The organism is Quadrisphaera sp. GCM10027208 (assembly GCF_042658805.1).
Classification (GTDB): domain Bacteria; phylum Actinomycetota; class Actinomycetes; order Actinomycetales; family SCSIO-59966; genus SCSIO-59966.
Genome location: NZ_JBHSRC010000004.1, coordinates 249,363 through 263,198 on the forward strand (window position 1 = coordinate 249,363; position 13,836 = coordinate 263,198).

Annotated in this window: 14 protein-coding genes and 1 tRNA gene; 9 read left to right on the top strand and 6 right to left on the bottom strand. The window is 73.4% G+C overall.

Annotated elements, in window-relative coordinates; genetic code table 11:
- Nucleotides 1-21: 21 nt before the first annotated feature.
- Nucleotides 22-1,650, top strand: a complete 1,629-nt coding sequence (locus tag ACFP6A_RS08900) for a long-chain fatty acid--CoA ligase (protein ID WP_379603141.1) — start codon at nucleotides 22-24, stop codon at nucleotides 1,648-1,650.
- A gap of 73 nt (nucleotides 1,651-1,723) precedes the next feature.
- Here the strand turns inward: ACFP6A_RS08900 and trxA are convergent, their stop codons facing one another.
- The 6 genes from trxA to ACFP6A_RS08930 all read right to left on the bottom strand — a co-directional run bounded on the left by trxA (nucleotide 1,724) and on the right by ACFP6A_RS08930 (nucleotide 4,796).
- On the bottom strand, nucleotides 1,724-2,176 hold the full coding sequence (trxA, locus tag ACFP6A_RS08905) for a thioredoxin (protein ID WP_379603142.1): 453 nt from the start codon (nucleotides 2,174-2,176) through the stop codon (nucleotides 1,724-1,726).
- Nucleotides 2,177-2,182: 6 nt separating this feature from the next.
- A complete protein-coding gene (locus tag ACFP6A_RS08910) occupies nucleotides 2,183-2,476 on the bottom strand; it encodes a glutaredoxin family protein (RefSeq protein ID WP_379603143.1) in 294 nt (97 codons plus the stop codon).
- On the bottom strand, nucleotides 2,473-3,126 hold the full coding sequence (locus ACFP6A_RS08915; protein ID WP_379603144.1) for a redoxin domain-containing protein: 654 nt from the start codon (nucleotides 3,124-3,126) through the stop codon (nucleotides 2,473-2,475). Before ACFP6A_RS08915 ends, ACFP6A_RS08910 begins: the two co-directional genes overlap by 4 nt.
- A 193-nt stretch (nucleotides 3,127-3,319) precedes the next feature.
- Complete coding sequence (locus ACFP6A_RS08920) at nucleotides 3,320-3,907, bottom strand: putative toxin-antitoxin system toxin component, PIN family (RefSeq protein ID WP_379603145.1); 588 nt, start codon at nucleotides 3,905-3,907, stop codon at nucleotides 3,320-3,322.
- A 3-nt stretch (nucleotides 3,908-3,910) separates the two neighbouring features.
- Nucleotides 3,911-4,405 (bottom strand): helix-turn-helix domain-containing protein, encoded by a 495-nt coding sequence (locus ACFP6A_RS08925; protein WP_379603146.1) that lies wholly within the window; start codon nucleotides 4,403-4,405, stop codon nucleotides 3,911-3,913.
- Nucleotides 4,406-4,712: 307 nt separating this feature from the next.
- Nucleotides 4,713-4,796, bottom strand: a tRNA-Leu gene (locus tag ACFP6A_RS08930).
- Between the two features lie 165 nt (nucleotides 4,797-4,961).
- Here ACFP6A_RS08930 and ACFP6A_RS08935 point away from each other — a divergent pair.
- From ACFP6A_RS08935 to pknB, 8 genes are read left to right on the top strand one after another with little or no spacing between them, the layout of a single operon-like run.
- Nucleotides 4,962-5,672 carry an FhaA domain-containing protein gene (locus ACFP6A_RS08935; RefSeq protein ID WP_379603147.1) on the top strand — a complete coding sequence of 237 codons (711 nt, stop codon included), beginning with the start codon at nucleotides 4,962-4,964 and terminating at the stop codon, nucleotides 5,670-5,672.
- A complete protein-coding gene (locus ACFP6A_RS08940) occupies nucleotides 5,669-6,181 on the top strand; it encodes an FHA domain-containing protein (RefSeq protein WP_379603148.1) in 513 nt (170 codons plus the stop codon). Before ACFP6A_RS08935 ends, ACFP6A_RS08940 begins: the two co-directional genes overlap by 4 nt.
- A 3-nt stretch (nucleotides 6,182-6,184) precedes the next feature.
- Nucleotides 6,185-6,346: a hypothetical protein gene (locus ACFP6A_RS08945; RefSeq protein ID WP_379603246.1), complete on the top strand. Its 162-nt coding sequence runs from the start codon at nucleotides 6,185-6,187 to the stop codon at nucleotides 6,344-6,346.
- Nucleotides 6,347-6,351: 5 nt separating this feature from the next.
- Entirely contained in the window at nucleotides 6,352-7,572 is a 1,221-nt protein-coding gene (locus ACFP6A_RS08950; protein WP_379603243.1) for a PP2C family protein-serine/threonine phosphatase, read from the top strand.
- Nucleotides 7,572-8,987: an FtsW/RodA/SpoVE family cell cycle protein gene (locus ACFP6A_RS08955; protein ID WP_379603149.1), complete on the top strand. Its 1,416-nt coding sequence runs from the start codon at nucleotides 7,572-7,574 to the stop codon at nucleotides 8,985-8,987. Before ACFP6A_RS08950 ends, ACFP6A_RS08955 begins: the two co-directional genes overlap by 1 nt.
- Nucleotides 8,984-10,441, top strand: a complete 1,458-nt coding sequence (locus tag ACFP6A_RS08960; protein WP_379603150.1) for a peptidoglycan D,D-transpeptidase FtsI family protein — start codon at nucleotides 8,984-8,986, stop codon at nucleotides 10,439-10,441. The genes ACFP6A_RS08955 and ACFP6A_RS08960 overlap by 4 nt, the downstream gene beginning before the upstream one ends.
- On the top strand, nucleotides 10,438-11,862 hold the full coding sequence (locus tag ACFP6A_RS08965; RefSeq protein ID WP_379603151.1) for a protein kinase: 1,425 nt from the start codon (nucleotides 10,438-10,440) through the stop codon (nucleotides 11,860-11,862). Before ACFP6A_RS08960 ends, ACFP6A_RS08965 begins: the two co-directional genes overlap by 4 nt.
- Entirely contained in the window at nucleotides 11,862-13,760 is a 1,899-nt protein-coding gene (gene pknB / locus ACFP6A_RS08970) for a Stk1 family PASTA domain-containing Ser/Thr kinase (protein ID WP_379603244.1), read from the top strand. The genes ACFP6A_RS08965 and pknB overlap by 1 nt, the downstream gene beginning before the upstream one ends.
- Nucleotides 13,761-13,836: the final 76 nt, after the last annotated feature.

Consider the following 13,836-nt stretch of genomic DNA (forward strand, 5'->3'; position numbering starts at 1 on the left):
GTTCGGTGGCAGGATCACGGCATGCGCGGCTTGATGCAGGACTACCCACTGACCCTCGACGCCATCTTCCGGCACGTCGAGCAGCACTTCGGCGACGGCACGATCGCCACGAACACGCCCAAGGGCGTCACCCGCACGACCTACGGGGACTGGGCCCAGCGCACCCGCCGACTCGGCGGCGTCCTCGACACGCTGGGGATCAGCGCCGACGGCCGGGTCGGCAGCTTCGGCTGGAACACCCAGCGGCACCTGGAGCTGTACTTCGCCGCCCCGGGCACCGGCCGGGTGCTGCACACGCTCAACATCCGACTGTTCCCCGACCAGCTCACGTACATCGCCAACCACGCCGAGGACGAGGTGGTCTTCGTCGACCGCACCGTCTTCCCGGTGTTCTGGCCGCTGGTCGAGACGATGAAGACCGTCCGGCACGTCGTCGTGATGGACGACGGCGGTGACTGCGAGCTGCCGGACGACCCGCGGATCCTCGACTACGAGACCCTGCTGGCCGACGCCGAGCCCGTCGAGTTCGCCGTCCGGGACGAGAACCTGGCCGCGTCGATGTGCTACACCAGCGGCACGACCGGGAACCCGAAGGGCGTCGTCTACTCGCACCGCTCGATCGTGCTGCACACCATGGCGGCGCTGTCGGCGAACGCCTTCGGCATGGGGGTGCGTGACGTCGCGATGCCGGTGGTCCCGATGTTCCACGCCAACGCGTGGGGTATCGCCCACGCCGCCCCCGCCGCAGGCGCCTCCCTCGTGCTGCCCGGACCGGTCATGCAACCCGAGGCGCTGGCGAACCTCATCGTGGACGAGGGAGTGACCTTCACCGCAGGCGTCCCGACCGTGTGGCAAGGAGTGCTACCGCACCTGGCCGGCCGCCCGCACCAGCTGCGGGAGATCGGCTGCGGCGGCTCGGCGGTGCCCAAGGCCCTCTCGGAGGCCTACCGCGAGCAGGTCGGGCTGCCGATCCTGCAGGCCTGGGGGATGACCGAGACCAGCCCGCTGGCCTCCTCCAGTGTGCTGCCCCGCCGCTACGCCGACGCGGACGCCGCCACCCAGGCCGACCAGCGGGCCCGCGCCGGCATCCCGATCTTCGGCGTCGAGGCCCGGATCGTGGACGCCGACACCCTGGAGCCGCAGCCGTGGGACGACCGGGCCACGGGAGAGCTGCAGGTCCGCGGGCCGTGGTGCGCGCAGGAGTACTACCGACCCGACGCGGGCGTGGTGCTGTCCACCGAGGACGGCTGGATGCGCACCGGCGACATCGCTGCGATGGACCCCTACGGGTCGATCCGGATCGCCGACCGGACCAAGGACCTGATCAAGTCCGGCGGCGAGTGGATCAGCTCGGTCGAGCTGGAGAACGCGATCATGAGCCACCCGAAGGTCGCCGAGGCCGCGGTGGTGGCCGTGCCGGACCCCAAGTGGGGTGAGCGGCCCCTGGCCTGCGTCGTCCTCAAGCCCGGGGAGACGGCCACCCAGGAGGAGATCCTCGACCACCTGGAGCCGCTGGTGGCCAAGTGGTGGCTGCCCGACGCAGTGGAGTTCATCGAGGAGGTTCCCAAGACCAGCGTCGGGAAGTTCTCCAAGAAGACCCTGCGGGAGAGGTTCGCCGACTACCGGCTGAACTCGGCGACCACCCGCTAGCCCAGAGCCCTTGTCCCACTGAGGTTCACGGGACACGCCGTCGCCGCCCGGCGACGGCGTGTCCCGTCCGGCGTCATGCCGGCGACGGGGCTTCTCGCAGGGCCCCGTCCAACCAGGCGCGCAGCTGTGGCGGGGGCAGCGCTCCGACGGTACGCGCCACCTCGGACCCTCCTCGGTAGAGGAGCAAGGTAGGGATAGCGGTCACCTGGTGACGCGCGGACACCTGCGGTGACTCGTCGGCGTTCACCTTGGCGACCTTCAGCCGGCCCGCGTAGTCGACCGCCACCTGCTCGAGGACGGGCGCAATCGCCCGGCACGGGCCGCACCACGGCGCCCACAGGTCGACGAGCACGGGCACGGAGCTGTCGACGACGACCTCGTCGAAGGTGGCGTCGTCGGCCACGACGAGGCGCGGCAGGTCGGCGTGGCAGACCGCGCACCGGGCGCGGCCCGCCGTCGGGCTCGCGACCCGGTTGCGCTTCCCGCAGGACGGGCAGGTGACGATGCTCGCCTCAGCCGTTGCCACCGGTCGTCACCAGCCTCCGTGCCGGACCAGCGCGTTCTGCAGCTCCGTGAGGCTCGGAGCCATGTACCAGTCGCCACCGACGTAGACCAGCGGCGTCCGCAGGCGGTGACCCAGCGTCAACCGCAGTCTGTGCTCGATCTCAGGGTGGACGTCGAGGTCGACGTACTGGAAGTCCACTCCGGCCCGGCCGAGGGCGCGGGCGATCATCTGGGTCAGCCCGCACCACCGGTGGCCGTAGACCGCGACGGGCACCGTCGAGGGACGCTGCCGGACGGGCGCGCCGACGTCCAGGATCGTCATGTCGTCTGCACCTCCACTCCGGTCTCGACTCCGGTCCGGGCGACGGCGTCCAGTGCGCTGACGAGCTCGTCCCACGGCGGCAGGTGGTGGAGCTGGGGCGACACGTAGGTCCAGCGGATGACGCCGTCCGCGTCGACGAGGTACACGGCGCGCTCGCTGAACCCGTCAGGCTCCCGCCACACCTGGTAACGCCGGGCGACCTCGCCACGCGGGTTGAAGTCGGACAGCAGCGGGTAGGTGATGCCGCGCACGTGCGCCCACGCGCCGTGGCTGTAGATGGAGTCGACCGAGATCCCCAGGAGCTGGAACCCGCGAGAGCTGAACTCCTCGTGCTCCTGCTGGTAGAGCTCCAGCTGCACGCTGCACCCAGGGCTCCAGTCGAGCGGGTAGAACACCAGGGCGACCGGACGGCCCCTCAGGTCCGAGAACCGGACGACGTCGCCCGCGGCATCCGGCAGCTCGAAGTCCGGTGCGGCCGTGCCGACCGGCAGGCCGGTCGAGAGACGGTCACCCTCCATCGGCGGGGCGGTCCGGTACAGGTCGCGCACATCGGTCGACCCCGAACTAGGCGTCAGGTCCTCGGGAAGGTCGTCCACGAGTGAGAGCGGGTCGGTGCGCAGCGGGTCCTTCTCTGACAGGTCGGACAGCATCTCAGCGCCTCCTTGTCCAAGCCCTCGAGCCGCTGAGGCTCCCGTCCTGGCGGCTCGGGTCGGGGAACTGAAATCCGACACGTGAGACGAAGGAAGCCGGCCGAATATTCCCGCCGCCGCCTCCCAGGCACCGTACGGGTCCTGACTGCTGCGGCCACCTTCGTCGCCGCCGTCATCCCTCGCCAGTGCCCCCTCAGGACAATGCGTCATCCGCCTGTGATGTGTCACCAAGCTCCTGGCGCCTCACCTCCTCGGCGAATGCCGGGACGCCGGCGCGCGCCAGGCTGGCGAGCAGCTGCCCCATCGTCAACTGCGGACGGCGGGCCTGGCTCACCTGTGCCTCGAGCGCCCGCCGCACCATCGGTGGGTGCAGGTCGAGCTGGTCGAGCAGGAACGCGTCCGGGGTGACGACCGAAATCTGGTGAGGATGGGTTGACTCGTGCGGGAAGTCCTTGACGTTGAACGTCACGACGACCTCGCAGCGTGCCGCGACGGCCGCCGCCAGGACGTGTCGATCCTTCGGGTCGCAGGCCATGGCCTCGACGAGCACCTCGTATTCCTCGACGGCGGCGTGCGGGAACGCGCGCCGCATATGGGCCACGCGGCGCTCGGCTCTCTCTAGCGGGATCCCGGCATGGCGGACCAGCGCCTCGACGAGCTCGCCCAGCACGCCGGCCGACCAGTGCGGCCGGTAGGCGCCCTGCTCGGCGATCCGCAGCATCGTGTCGCACAGCGTCGCGCCATACAGGACATTGGTGTCCAGGAACGCCGGGAACGCCATACGTCACCGAGTCCGGGGAGGCGGACCGTCCGTCCTGGCGTAGAGATCGTCCCGCACCGCGTCGGTCACCATCTGGTCCAGCGCGGCGCGGCGCTCCACCTGCATCCGCTGCTGGTAGGCGACGAGGTCCTGCAGTCGAACGAAGCGGTGCCGGCCCGGCTTGTGCATGGGGATCTCGCCGCGCTCAAGGATCCGGACGAGCGTCGGACGGGAGACCCCGAGGTAGTCCGCGGCCTCCTGAGTCGTGAGCATCGCACTCAGCGGTGCGACGCTCACCCCCATTCCGCTGGACAGCGCCTCGGCCACCTGTCGGAGCACGGCGAACATCGGCTCCGGCAGCTCGTAGCGCTGTCCGTTCGCGGCTACCAGCGCGGGCCGTGGACCCACCGCCGCGAGCCCCGCCTCGTCCAGGACGCGCGCAACCTCGGCGATCAGCGCGCCCTGTGCGTCATCGGGTACGTACGTCCTGGCGTCGCAGCCGGCCGCAACCCTGGTCACGAATCCTCCTGATATCGACTGCCGCCCCCACACCTCCCCAGAGTAGTCGAACAAAACGAACGCGTCCATGATCCCCGTGACCACTCACACAAACGGAGGGGCCCCCGCCCTCCGAGCCCAGGCGTGGGCGAGCGGACCGACCGCTCACCCACACCCCCGGCGTCCGACGGGTCGCCCTCGGGTCGGTCCCCGGGCCCGGGACCGTGGTCCACGCCAACAGGAGTCCACGCCAACAGAAGACGACGAGGACGGGCGCCCAGCTCGCTGGTCACCCGGTCCTCGGACCCGAAACATCTCCGGGTTGCGGTGCGCGAGGGGGGAGTTGAACCCCCACGCCCTTTCGGGCACACGGACCTGAACCGTGCGCGTCTGCCTATTCCGCCACTCGCGCGAGCGTCGACGACCCTAGCACGCATCGGTCCCTGCCCCGGACGGCGAGGAGTGCGCGGAGGGTGGCTGCGGCTACGATTCCGCGAGGGGCCGGCAGCACCGGCCCCGTTCCGTGTGCCGGGACTGCATGCGGCACCGGACGTCCCCGAGGCGTGAGGAGGCCGGCGTGGGAGTGCTGGACCGCTTCGAGCGCGGGATCGAGCGCGCGGTGAGCGGGGCTTTCGCGCGCGCCTTCAAGGCGGAGGTCCAACCGGTCGAGCTGGCCAGCGCGCTGCGGCGGGAGACCGACACCGAGGCTGCCGTCGTGGCCCGCGACCGGGTGCTCGTCCCCAACGCCTTCGTCATCGAGCTCGGCCCCAGCGACCACGACCGGGTCGCCCAGTGGGACGACACCCTCGCCGAGGAGCTCGCCGACGCCGTCACCGAGCACGCCCGCCACCAGCGGTACGCGTTCGTCGGGCCGGTGTCGGTGCGCTTCCACCGGGACGAGTCGCTGGACACCGGCGTGTTCCGGGTCCGCAGCGCCCGGGTCAAGGGCCGCATCGCCCCGGCGACCGCGGCGACCGCGACCCCCCGCCACCCGGTGCTCGACGTCGACGGTCGCCGCTACCAGCTGACCCGCGAGGTCACGGTCATCGGCCGTGGCTCCGACGCCGACGTCGTCCTCGACGACCCTGGCGTCTCCCGCCGGCACGCCGAGATCCGGCTCGACGACCACGGTGCCCTCGTCCGCGACCTGGGCTCGACCAACGGCACCTTCGTCGACGGCGAGCGCACTCCGAGCGCCCGGCTCACCGACGGCAGCCGGCTCACGCTCGGTCGCACGAGGATCACCGTCCACCTGGCCGGCCACGGTGACCAGGACGAGGGCGCATGAGTGAGCTGACCCTCACCGTCCTGCAGCTGGGCTTCGTCGTCCTGCTGTGGGTGTTCGTGCTCGCCGTGGTCGCAGTGCTGCGCCGCGACCTCTACGGCGGCACCACCGTCGCGCGCCGCAGCCCGTCGCCACGCAGCGCGTCGCGTCGTCCGCAGCCCGCGGCCCCGGCAGCCCCCCGGCCGGCCGGCCCGCCCCCGTCCTCCCCTGCTGCCACGACGAGCCCGCGGACCCTCGTCGTCACCGCCGGCTCCCTCGCCGGGACGACGCTGACCCTGGGCAGCAGCCCGGTGCTCATCGGCCGGGCACCGGAGTGCACCCTCGTCCTCACCGACGAGTACGCCTCCGGCCGGCACGCGCGGCTGTTCCCGCGGGACGGCCGGTGGTGGGTCGAGGACCTCGGCTCCACCAACGGCACCCGGCTCGGCCGCTCCCCGGTGACCGCCCCGACGCCGGTCGAGCCCGGCCAGCAGCTGCGCATCGGGCGGACCGTTCTCGAGCTGCGGAGGTAGCCCGTGGTCGCGCTGCGCTTCGCCGCCCGCTCCGACATCGGCCACGGCCGGTACAAGAACAACCAGGACTCCGGCTACGCCGGTCCGCACCTGCTCGTCGTCGCCGACGGGATGGGCGGGCACGCCGGGGGGACGTCGCGTCGTCCATCGCCGTCGGGGAGCTGAGCCGGCTGGACGGCGAGTCGCACGGCCCGGAGGCGGTCGCCCAGCTGGAGGCCGCGATCCGCCGCGCCCGTGAGCTCATCCAGGACCGCGCGGACGATGAGCAGGAGCTCGCCGGGATGGGCACGACCGTCACCGCCGTCCTGCGCTCGGGCCGCAAGCTCGTCCTGGCCCACATCGGCGACTCCCGCGCGTACCTGCTGCACGACGGCGAGCTCACGCAGGTCACCCGCGACCACACGTTCGTGCAGAGCCTGCTCGACGCCGGCCGGATCACCGCCGAGGAGGCCGAGCGCCATCCCCAGCGGTCCGTGATCACCCGCGTGCTCGGCGACGTCGACGCCTCCAGCGAGGTGGACACCTCGGTGCGTGAGGCCACCGTCGGCGACCGCTGGCTGCTGTGCTCTGACGGGCTGTCCGGGGTCGTCTCGGCGGACACCCTCGCCGAGACGCTGCGCGTGGTGGAGGACCCGGCGACCTGCGCCGAGCGGCTCGTCGAGCTGGCCCTGCGGGCCGGCGGCCCGGACAACATCACCTGTGTCGTCGCCGACGTCGTCGACGACACCCAGACCCCGGACACCGTACCGGTGGTCGTCGGGGCGGCGGCCGGTCGAACCGGCCCCGGGGCCGTCCCGCAGGACAGCCCCGCCGCCCGGGCCGCCGCCCTCACCGCCACACCCGGCGACCGAGGCACCGAGCACGCCGAGGACGGCGAGGACGGCGCGCCGCCCGAGCACGGCGGACGTCGGCGGGTCCTGCGCGCCCTGGCCGCCCTCGGCGTCGTGGCCGTGCTGGTGGCCGGTGGCTGGGCAGCGTACGGCTGGAGCCAGCAGCAGTTCTACGTCGGGACCGCGGGGACGGACGTCGCGATCTACCGCGGCCTCACCCAGGACGTCGGTCCGCTGAGCCTGTCCGCCGTCCACGAGCGCCAGGACCTGCCGGTCGACACCCTGCCCCGGGTCTGGCAGGACCGGGTGGCCGACGGGATCACCGCCGAGGACCTCCCGGACGCCGAGCGGATCGTCGCCGACCTGCGACTGCGTTCCGACCTGTGCACCCCGGTCCCGGTGACTCCGAGCCCCGCGCCGTCCCCGACGCCGACCACCGGGACGACACCCGCACCCGGTCCCGGCGCCCCGGGCGCCCCCTCCCCGACGTCCGGTCTGACTCCCGCGCCGGCGCCGTCCCCGACCGCGACCCTGCCACCCGGGTGCGAGGTGGGTGACTGATGGCCACCGTCACCGAGCCCGCCCCGCGCACCGGCCGCAACGTCGAGCTGGCCCTGCTCGTCCTGGCCGTCGCGGTGGCGATGGCCGCCTACGCCCTCGTCGGCCTGGCCCAGGACGGCGTGTGGCCGCCGGGCCTGCTCGGGTACGGCGCCGGGCTCGGCGCGCTGGCCGTCGCGCTGCACCTCGTGCTGCGCTGGCGGGCGCCGTACGCCGACCCGGTCCTGCTGCCCATCGCGACGGCCGTCAACGGGCTCGGGCTCGCCGTCATCCACCGCCTCGACCTCGCCGAGGGCCAGTCCGGTGCGTCCGCGTTCGCCCCCCGCCAGCTGGTGTGGACGGCGATCGGGGTCGCCGCCGCGGCAGCCGTCCTCGTGCTGCTGCGCGACCACCGGATCCTGCGCCGGTACACGTTCACCGCGATGGTCGCCGGGCTCGTCCTGCTCCTGCTGCCGCTCGTGCCGGTGCTCGGGACGACGATCAACGGGGCCCGGATCTGGATCCGGCTGGGGCCGTTGAGCTTCCAGCCCGGCGAGCTGGCCAAGATCGCGCTCACGGTCTTCTTCGCCGGCTACCTCGTCACCCACCGGGACACCCTGTCCCTGGCCGGTCGCACGGTGCTCGGCCTGCAGCTGCCGCGGGCCCGGGACCTCGGCCCCATCCTCATCGCCTGGGTGGCGAGCATGGGCGTCCTCGTCCTGGAGCGGGACCTCGGCACGTCGCTGCTGTTCTTCGGCATCTTCGTCGCGATGCTCTACGTCGCCACCCAGCGGGTCGCCTGGATCGCGCTCGGCCTCGGCCTGTTCGCCGCCGGCGCCGTCCTGGCCTGGAGCCTGTTCGACCACGTCCAGGGGCGGGTGCAGGCCTGGCTGGACCCGTACGACCCGGCCGTCTACGACGCCGAGGTCGGTGGCAGCTACCAGCTCGTCCAGGGCCTGTTCGGGATGGCCAACGGCGGTCTCATCGGCACCGGTCTCGGTCAGGGCCGGCCCGACATCGTCCCGTACGCCGAGTCCGACTTCATCGTCGCCGCGATCGGCGAGGAGCTCGGCCTGGCCGGGCTCACCGCCCTGCTCCTGCTGTACCTCGTGCTCGTCCAGCGCGGCCTGCGCGCCGCGGTCGGCGTCCGGGACGGGTTCGGCAAGCTGCTCGCCGGCGGGCTCGCGTTCGCCGTCGCCCTGCAGGTCTTCGTCGTCGCCGGCGGGGTCACCCGGGTCATCCCGCTCACCGGCCTGACCATGCCGCTGCTCGCCTACGGCGGCTCCTCGCTCGTGGCCAACTGGATGATCGTCGCGCTGCTGCTGCGGGTCAGCGACGCGGCCCGCCGCCCCGCCCCGGTCGTGGTCAGCACCTCGTCGTCCTCGGCGGACACCGCGGCCACCCAGGTGGTCGCCGTCCGCCCAGGAGGTGCGTCGTGAACGCCCCGCTGCGCCGGCTGTCGGTCGTGGTCGCGGCGTTCTTCGCGATGCTGCTGGCCGCCTCGACGTGGATCCAGTTCGTCCGGGCCGACGACCTGAACGCCGACCCGCGCAACAGCCGCACCCTGCTGCGGGAGCTCGGCCGGGAGCGCGGCCCGATCGTCGTCGCCGGCGACCCCGTCGCCGAGTCGGTGCCGGACGACGACCAGGACGCCTTCGAGTACCAGCGCCGGTACCCGGCCGGGGAGCTGTACGCCCACCTCACCGGGTACTACTCGGTGTACTCCGGGGCCACCGGCCTGGAGGCGGCCGCCGGGGACCTGCTGTCCGGCAGCGCCGACCAGCTCTTCTACCGCCGGCTGTCCGACCTGCTCACCGGTGCCGAGCCACGTGGGGCGGTCGTCGAGACCACCGTCGTCCCCGCCGTCCAGCAGGCCGCGGCCGAGGCCCTCGGCGACCAGCGCGGCGCGGTCGTGGCCCTCGACCCGCGCACCGGCGACGTGCTCGCCATGGTGTCCTCCCCGGACTTCGACCCCAACGCGCTCGCCTCCCACGACCGGGAGACCGCGGTCGGTACCCGCCAGGCCCTCCTGGACGACCCGGCGCGGCCGCTGGAGAACCGGGCGATCTCCGGGCGGCTCTACCCACCGGGGTCGGTGTTCAAGCTCGTCACCGCCGCGGCCGCGCTGGAGTCCGGCCGGTACGACGAGAACAGCGTGGTCCCGGGCCCGGCCGAGCTCGACCTGCCGCAGACCACCGTCACCCTGCCCAACGCCGGCGGCGGCGCCTGCGGACCGGACGACGAGGTGTCCCTGACCGACGCCATGCGGCAGTCCTGCAACACCGCGTTCGGGGCCATCGGCCTCGACCTCGGCGGTGAGGCGCTGCGGGACCAGGCCGAGGCGTTCGGGTTCGGTCAGGACCTGCGCATCCCGCTACGGGTGACCCCGAGCAGCGTGCCGGAGGAGCTCAACGCGCCGCAGACCGCCCAGTCCGCGATCGGCCAGTACGACGTGCGGGTCACCCCCCTGCAGATGGCGATGGTCGCCGCCGCGATCGGCAACGGCGGCGTCGTGATGGAACCGCAGCTCATCTCCTCGGTCCGCAGCGCCGAGCTGGAGGTCATCGACGAGCCACAGCCCACCGAGCTCGGCCGGGCGGTCTCGGCGGAGACCGCCGCCGCCCTCACCCGGATGATGACCACCGTCGTCACCGACGGCACCGGACGTGCCGCGCAGATCGACGGCGTCGACGTGGCCGGCAAGACCGGCACCGCCCAGCACGCGCCAGGTGCCGCGCCGCACGCCTGGTTCACCGCCTTCGCGCCCGCGCAGGACCCGACCGTCGCCGTCGCCGTCGTCGTCGAGGAGGGCGGGGAGGCCGCCAGCGAGGCCTCCGGTGGTCGGACCGCCGCCCCCATCGCCCGAGCCGTGATCGAGGCGGTGCTGCGGTGAGGCCGCAGCCCGACGCCGTCCTGGGCGGCCGCTACCGGCTGCTCGACCGGATTGCCGTCGGCGGCATGGGCGAGGTGTGGCGCGCCCGCGACGACGTGCTCGGCCGCGAGGTCGCCGTCAAGGTCCTCAAGGAGGAGTACACCGGGGACCCCGGCTTCGTCGAACGGTTCCGGGCGGAGGCCCGGCACAGCGCCGCCCTCACCCACCCCAACATCGCCGGCACCTACGACTACGGCGAGGAGGAGCACAGCACCTACCTCGTCATGGAGCTCGTCCCCGGCGAGCCGATGTCCGACCTGCTGGCCCGCGAGGGCCCGCTGGCGCCGCGCCGCGCCCTTGACCTGCTGGCCCAGGCGGCGCGCGGGCTGTCCGCGGCGCACGCCGTCGGCGTCGTCCACCGGGACGTCAAGCCCGGCAACCTGCTCGTCACCCCCGACGGCCAGGTCAAGGTGACGGACTTCGGGATCGCCCGGGCCGTGGACGCCGCGCCGCTGACCGCCACCGGGCAGGTGATGGGGACGGCGCAGTACCTCGCCCCGGAGCAGGCGTCCGGCGGCTCCTCGACCCCCGCCAGCGACGTGTACGCGCTCGGGGTGGTCGCCTACGAGGCACTGACCGGCTCCCGGCCGTTCGACGGCGGCTCCCAGGTCGCCGTCGCCCTGCAGCACGTCAACGACCCGCCACCGCCGCTCCCGGACGACGTGCCCGCCGGCGTCCGGGAGCTGGTCGAGCGCTCGCTCGCCAAGGACCCGGCCGACCGCCCCGCGGACGCCGGCGAGTTCGCCGAGGCGGCCGAGGCGCTCGCCGCCGGTACCGACCTGCCGGCACAGCCGGTCACGACACCCCCGACCCCCCCGACGGCCCCGCTGCCGGCGTCCGGGAGCGGCGTCGGGGACGGCGCCGCGGCGACACCGTTGACGACCCGTCCGCCGCGCGGGCTGACCTGGCCGCTGGTCGCCCTGGTCGCGCTGGTCGGGTTCGTCGTCACCGGGGCACTGGTGACCGGGGCGAACGAGGACACCGGGGCCGTCGTCCCGGGCGACACCCCGGTGGCGACGACGGGAACCCCGACCGGCCCTGCGCCGTCCGAGCCACCGGTGACGACGCCGCCGCCCACCGAGGCCCCCGCTGACGAGGACCCCGAGCCGGCGACCAGCGGTCCCAGCGGGCTCGAGATCAGCGCCGACGAGCTGGTCGGCCAGGACTTCGAGACCGTGAAGGCGACCCTGGAGGGACTCGGTCTCAAGGTCGAGCGTCGCGACGAGAAGGACACCGACGCACAGAAGGGGACCGTCGTGGCCGTCTCCGAGGGCGCTTTCGCCGCCGGGGACACCGTGACCGTCGTCGTGGCGGACCCCCGACCCCAGCCCGACGAGGGCAACAATCCCGGCAAGGGCAACGACAAGGACGAGGACGACTGATCGTGGACGACGCACCCCGCATGCTCGGCGACCGCTACGAGGTCGGAGCCCTGCTCGGCCGAGGTGGCATGGCCGAGGTGCACCTGGGCCGCGACACCCGGCTGGGTCGTCGGGTCGCCATCAAGATGCTGCGCTCCGACTTCGCCAGGGACCCCGTGTTCCAGGCCAGGTTCCGCCGCGAGGCGCAGTCCGCCGCCGCGCTCAACCACCCCAACGTCGTCGCCGTCTACGACACCGGGGAGGACGTCGTCACCGAGTCCGGTGGTGCGCAGGCCCGGGTGCCCTACATCGTCATGGAGTACGTCGAGGGGCACACCGCCCGGGACCTGCTGCACAACCGGCCCGCCGGCCCGGACGGCACCTCCCAGGGGGTCGGCGTCGAGGAGGCCATCACCATCACCCTGGGCGTCCTGGAGGCCCTCGAGTACAGCCACCGTGCCGGCATCGTGCACCGGGACATCAAACCCGGGAACGTCATGATCACTCCTCGCGGCGACATCAAGGTGATGGACTTCGGCATCGCCCGCGCCGTCGCCGACTCCTCGGCGACGATGACCCAGTCCCAGGCCGTCATCGGCACCGCCCAGTACCTGTCACCCGAGCAGGCCCGGGGGGAGACCGTCGACGCCCGCAGCGACCTGTACTCCGCCGGGTGCCTGCTGTACGAGCTGCTCACCGGTCGGCCACCCTTCGTCGGCGACTCCCCGGTGTCGGTGGCCTACCAGCACGTGCGGGAGGTCCCGCAGCCGCCGTCCTCGCTCAACCCCGAGGTGCCGGAGGCGGTCGACCGGGTGGTGCTGCACGCCCTGGCCAAGGAGCGAGGCGACCGCTACCCGGACGCCGCGGCCTTCCGCCGAGACCTGATCGCCGCCAGGGACGGGCGACCGGTCTCCGCACCGGCCGTCGCCGCTGCTGCGGCCGCCGCCGCGGCGGCCACCCAGGCTCTGCCCGGTGTGGGCACCGCTGCCACCCAGGCGATGCCGGCGGCCGCCACGGGTGCCACCGTTCCCGTCGGTGCGCCGCCGGCGCCACCGACCGAGACGATCACCGCCCGCGACGTCCAGGACCCACCGCCGCGACGCCGTCGCCGGGCCGCGGGCTACGTCGGGCTGGCGCTTGCCGTCATCGCCGTGTTCGCCGTCGCGGCGCTGCTGACCAGCAACCTCGTCGGTGGCACGTCCACGACCGAGCAGGTGCAGGTCCCGCGGCTGATCGGGATGACCGCACCGGAGGCGAAGGCCGCCCTCGACGAGCTCGAGCTCGAGTACGCCCAGGGCGAGGACGTCGAGGACACCGAGGCGGAACCGGGCACGGTCGTGGACCAGACTCCCGAGGAGCGCACCACCGTCGACGTCGGGACCACCGTCACGGTGCGACTGGCCGCGGCCCCTGGCAACGTCAACGTCCCCGACCTCGAGGGGCGGACCCAGGAGGAAGCCCGCACCGCCCTGCAGGAGCTGGGCCTCGAACCGGGCGTCGTCACCACGGAGGACTCCCCCGACCACGACGCCGGCCAGGTCGTGCGAACCATCCCGCCGGCCGGGCAGTCGGTGCCCGAGGGCACCCAGATCGACCTCGTCCTGTCCTCCGGGCAGGTGGAGCTGCCGGACCTCGTCGGAACGCCGTACCCGGAGGCGCGCGCCGAGCTGCTCGACCTCGGTCTCCAGGTCGTCATCGAGCGACAGCCGACCGACGAGCAGGAGCCGGACGCCGTGGTGTCCCAGGACCCGGCTCCCGGCCGGGTGGAGCGGGGCAGCGTGGTCACCCTCGTCGTCGCCGACCCGCTGCCTGAGCCGTCGACACCGACGACGAGCGCGCCCACGACGACGACACCCCCGGCCGAGCCGAGCACGCCGCCCACCACGGAGCCGGCCCCGCCACCCACCCCCGCCCCCTGACCTCGGTGATCATGCAATCCCGCCACCCTGTCCAAGCCGCCGCGCGCCCCGTGCGTGGATCCGTCTGCCCCGTCGG